A 3,920-nucleotide genomic window follows, 5' to 3' on the forward strand; every position below is an offset into this window, starting at 1 on the left:
CGCCGGGAGCCTGCGTCACGCGGCCTTGCGCGGGCGGCCGCGGCGGGCCGGCGCCTGGTGGGCCGGCGCGCGGCCGTCCGCCGGCGCGGTGACGACCGGGTCCGGCGCGGCCTTCTTGGCGGCGGCGTCCTGGCGCCGCTGGCCGAGGCCGATGCTCTTGGCGAGTTCGGAGCGCTGGGCCGCGTAGTTCGCCGCCACCATCGGGTAGTCGTGCGGCAGGCCCCACTTCTGGCGGTACTGCTCGGGGGTGAGCCCGCGGGTGGAGAGGTGGCGCTTGAGCGACTTGTACTGCCGGCCGTCCTCGAGGCTGATCAGGTANGCCCTGCGGCGCCGCGGGCTGGCCGAGGCGCACGAGCGCGCCGTGAACGGTGTCGATCAGGCTGGCCAGCTCGGCGGCCGGAACGGAGTTGTTGGCGACGTAGGCCGACACGACATCGGCCGCGAGCGCCACGAGTTCGGCCTGACGGCCCTGCTTTTCTTCTGACACGGGTGCAAATCCTGGTAAACATGCGCGATCCATCATCGCGCACCACCGCGATATCGGGCCTTCGACACCGGAATCAACCCTTGAGAATGCGTATGCACGCAGATCCTGCATCAATGCATGGTGTTTGTTAGGTGGTGTCTGCCCTCGCGCCGGTGGAGGTGGCGTCTGCTTGCCCCCGCGCGGCGCGCAATCCTGACGACGCGCGCCGGCGCACCGGATAGTCTCGCGGAACGCCCGGGACCGGGGGCCGCGCGGCCCGCCGGGTCGCGCGGCCGGCGAGGATTGGTTTCCGTTTCGTTAAAAAAATGCTTAGGTCCGCCCCGACAATCCCCGAGGGTGGTTCGGTCACGGTATCGAGGTCATGAGCGGAGCGCCCGAGACGAGTCCCGCCGATGCGACGGCTTTCACCTTCATCGAGAGCTTCGTGATGCACCTCTCGGGCGACCGCTGCGCCGACAGGGTCGGGGAGATCCTCGGCCTCCTCAAGTTCGCCATGGGCAAGGGCGCTCTGGGCAAAGGCGCGCTCGGCGAGGGCGCCGCGTCCGCCGGCGGCACGCTGTCGGACGAGGTGCAGGTCGTCCTGTCGCGCATGATCCAGGACGTCTGGAGCGCCTGAGCGGCAAGCCGGGCCGCGGGCCCGCCGAGGCGCCGCCGCGCGCCGGCCGGTCGCGAGAAGCCCGGCGCACCGGCGCGCCCGGCGAACATCATTAACAGAGTCTTAATCTTTCGTGCCGCAGCATCGCGCGCCGCAGCAGGTGAAGGACGGCGGCAGTCCCGCCCGGTCCGGGCCATGGAAGGCTGTGATGCAGGAACGATCGAAAGTGTCGCTGCGGGGCCTCTCGGCCGTGGCGCTCGGGTTGGCGGCGCTGCTGGGCGCCGCCGCGGTGCTGGCCGGGCTCGGCCTCGGCACCCAGGACCGGCGGGCGGACCAGACCCGCCAGATGCTCCGCGACGCGGCGGCCGTCCTGGCGGACACGCTCGACCGCACGCTCTACGACATGTCCCGGGACGTGCGCCTCGCGGCCCAGAACGCCGTCCTGGCCCAGCCCGGCGCCTCGCCCGAGGCGCAGCGCCAGGTGCTCGCCCAGTGGCGCTCCCTGCGGCCCGAATACGGCGAGATCCTGCTCGCGGCACCCGACGGGCGCGTCGTCGCCACCGCGAGCGGGCGCCTCGCGGGCACCGATGCCTCGGGACGGGCGTGGTTCGTGCGCGGACGCGACGGCGCCGCCTTCGTCGAGGCCGCCGAGCCGGGCGGCAGCGGGGCCGGCGGCCGGATGGTCGAGGTGAGCGCGCCCGTCGCGGCCGAGACCGGGGCCCTCCGGGGCGTGCTGGCCGCCCAGCTCGACGACGCCTGGGCCGAGCAGGTCGAGCAGGCCGTGCGGGCTACCCTGGGCGCGGCCGGCCGGCGCATCGGCTTCACGGTGCTGAGCGCCGGCGGCCAGGTCCTGCACCAGTCGGCCACCGACGCGGCGGGCGCGGCCGGCCTCGTCGAGGGCTCCGCCTCCGGCAGCCGCCGCGACGAGGCCGGCCTCGGCTGGCTCGTGATCGCCCGGGCGCCCGCCGACGCGGCGGGCCTCCCGGTCGTCCCGGCCCCGGTCGTGCTCCCGCTGCTCCTCGGGGCGGTCCTCCTCGCGGCCGCGGCCGGCTGGATCCTCGCCCTGCCGATGGCCCGGTTCCTGCGCGAGGCCGGGCGCGCCCTGGCGGGCGACGGCGCCCGGCCGCTCCGGCGCCTGCCGGTGGCCGAGCTCCAGCGGCTCGCCGCCGAGGCCGCCGCCGGCGGCGAGCGCCACCGCACCCGCGAGCGCGCCCTGCGGGACCTCCAGGGCGCCCTGCGCCGGAGCAAGGACCGGGTGCAGGCCTTCAAGACCATGGCGGGCTGGACCTGCTGGGAGATCGACCTCGCCGGCGGCCAGGTGACGTGGTCGGATCCGGCCCGCTCGCGCCTCGCGGAGGCGACCGAGCGGGCGGCGGGGCTCGACGAGATCCTGGGCCGCGTCCACGCGGAGGACCGGGCCCTGCTCCAGCTCACCATGCAGAGCGCGCTGGAAGGGGAGGGGCCGCACGACATCACGGTGCGCACCCACGAGGACGGGCGGGAGCGCCGGCTGCTGATGCGCTTCAGCCGCATCGACGCCGCCGAGGGCGGCGCGCGCCTGCACGCCCTGAGCCGCGAGATGAGCGGCGAGCCCGCCCGGGCGCTGACGGCCGAGCCGGCCCGGCCGGCGGCGGGCCAGCCCCTGAACCCCGGCCCGACCGACCTCGCGGTGGAGCGCCGCCGGAACGACACCATGCGCCGCCTCACCGACGGCATCGTGCACGACTTCAACAACGCCCTCACGGTCGTGATGACGAGCCTCTCCACGCTCAAGCGGCGGCAGGGCGTGGCGCCCGACAGCGCCCGCCTGCTCGACAGCGCCATCCAGGGGGCCGAGCGCGGCGCCGGCCTGACTCGGCGCATGGTCGGCTTCACGCGGCGCGAGACGACCGCGCTGGCGCAGGCCGACGTGGCCGTCGCGGTCGAGGACCTGGTGACGTTCCTGCGCGCCTCCGTCCTGCCGCAGGCCCGCATCAGCCTGACGCTGGCGGCCGACCTGCCGCCGGTCCTGTGCAGCGAGCGCCAGTTCGAGATCGCGGTCCTGAACCTCGCCTTCGAGGCCAAGGACGCGATGCCGGCGACCGGCGCCCTGTCGGTCGCGGCCGACGCGGTCGAGATCCCGCCGGGCTGGGGCGCCGCCCCGGCGGCGGGCGCCCCGGGGCCGGGGCGCTACGTGCGGCTGACGCTGACGAACCACGCGCCCTCGGGCCCGGGCCGTGCGGACGGCTCCGACGCGGTGGCGGTGCTGCTCGGCCAGATCGGAGGGATCCTCCAGCGCGAGGCCGCTCCGGACGGCGGCAGCGCCGCGACCCTGTGGTTCCCGGCCGGGATCCGCGCCCCGGACGCCGCCCCGCGCCGGCCGCTCGGGCCGCACCATCCCTTGCGCATCCTGGTGGTCGAGGGCGACGGCCTCCTGCGCGCCAGCGTGGCCGACGCGCTGGGCGACCTCGGCCACGCGGTGACGCAGGCGGGCTCCGGCCTCCAGGCGATGGAGATGCTCGCGGCCGACCGCGGCTTCGACATCATGCTGGCGGACTACGCCATGCCGATCCTGTCGGGCCTGCAGCTCGCCGCCGTGGTCTCGCTGACGAACCCGACCCTCGACATCGTCATCTCGGCGCCCCGCGGGCACCTGCCCGAGAACGCCCGGCGCTTCCGCCACCTCGACAAGCCGTTCCGCCAAGCCGACCTCGCCCGGATGGTCGAGGAGCACGCCCCGGCCGCCCGCGCGGCCTGACCGGGCGAGGCCCGGGCCCGGCCGGGCCGGACGACGATCCCGGCGAGGCCCCGGCGCGACGACGCGCCGGGGCCTCGCCCGGCGACGCGCGGGGCCGCCCG

The 3,920-nt window shown here is 76.0% G+C and carries 2 protein-coding genes and 2 pseudogenes; 2 read left to right on the plus strand and 2 right to left on the minus strand.

The features are described 5' to 3' along the window. Positions 1 to 15: 15 nt before the first annotated feature. Together DT057_RS36610 and DT057_RS36615 are read right to left on the minus strand one after the other, a co-directional pair. Positions 16 to 318: pseudogene (locus tag DT057_RS36610) on the minus strand (MucR family transcriptional regulator); the annotation flags it as partial. Between the two features lies 1 nt (position 319). After that, positions 320 to 598 (minus strand): annotated as a pseudogene (locus DT057_RS36615) (MucR family transcriptional regulator); the annotation flags it as partial. Between the two features lie 250 nt (positions 599 to 848). On the opposite strand from DT057_RS36615, the gene DT057_RS05725 reads away from it, so the two are divergent. Together DT057_RS05725 and DT057_RS05730 are read left to right on the plus strand one after the other, a co-directional pair. Further along, positions 849 to 1,103: a hypothetical protein gene (locus tag DT057_RS05725; protein WP_128561133.1), complete on the plus strand. Its 255-nt coding sequence runs from the start codon at positions 849 to 851 to the stop codon at positions 1,101 to 1,103. 187 nt (positions 1,104 to 1,290) lie between these two features. Then, on the plus strand, positions 1,291 to 3,819 hold the full coding sequence (locus tag DT057_RS05730) for a response regulator (protein WP_128561134.1): 2,529 nt from the start codon (positions 1,291 to 1,293) through the stop codon (positions 3,817 to 3,819). The last annotated feature ends 101 nt before the right edge of the window (positions 3,820 to 3,920 follow it).

The organism is Methylobacterium crusticola (assembly GCF_003574465.1).
Classification (GTDB): Bacteria; Pseudomonadota; Alphaproteobacteria; order Rhizobiales; family Beijerinckiaceae; genus Methylobacterium; species Methylobacterium crusticola.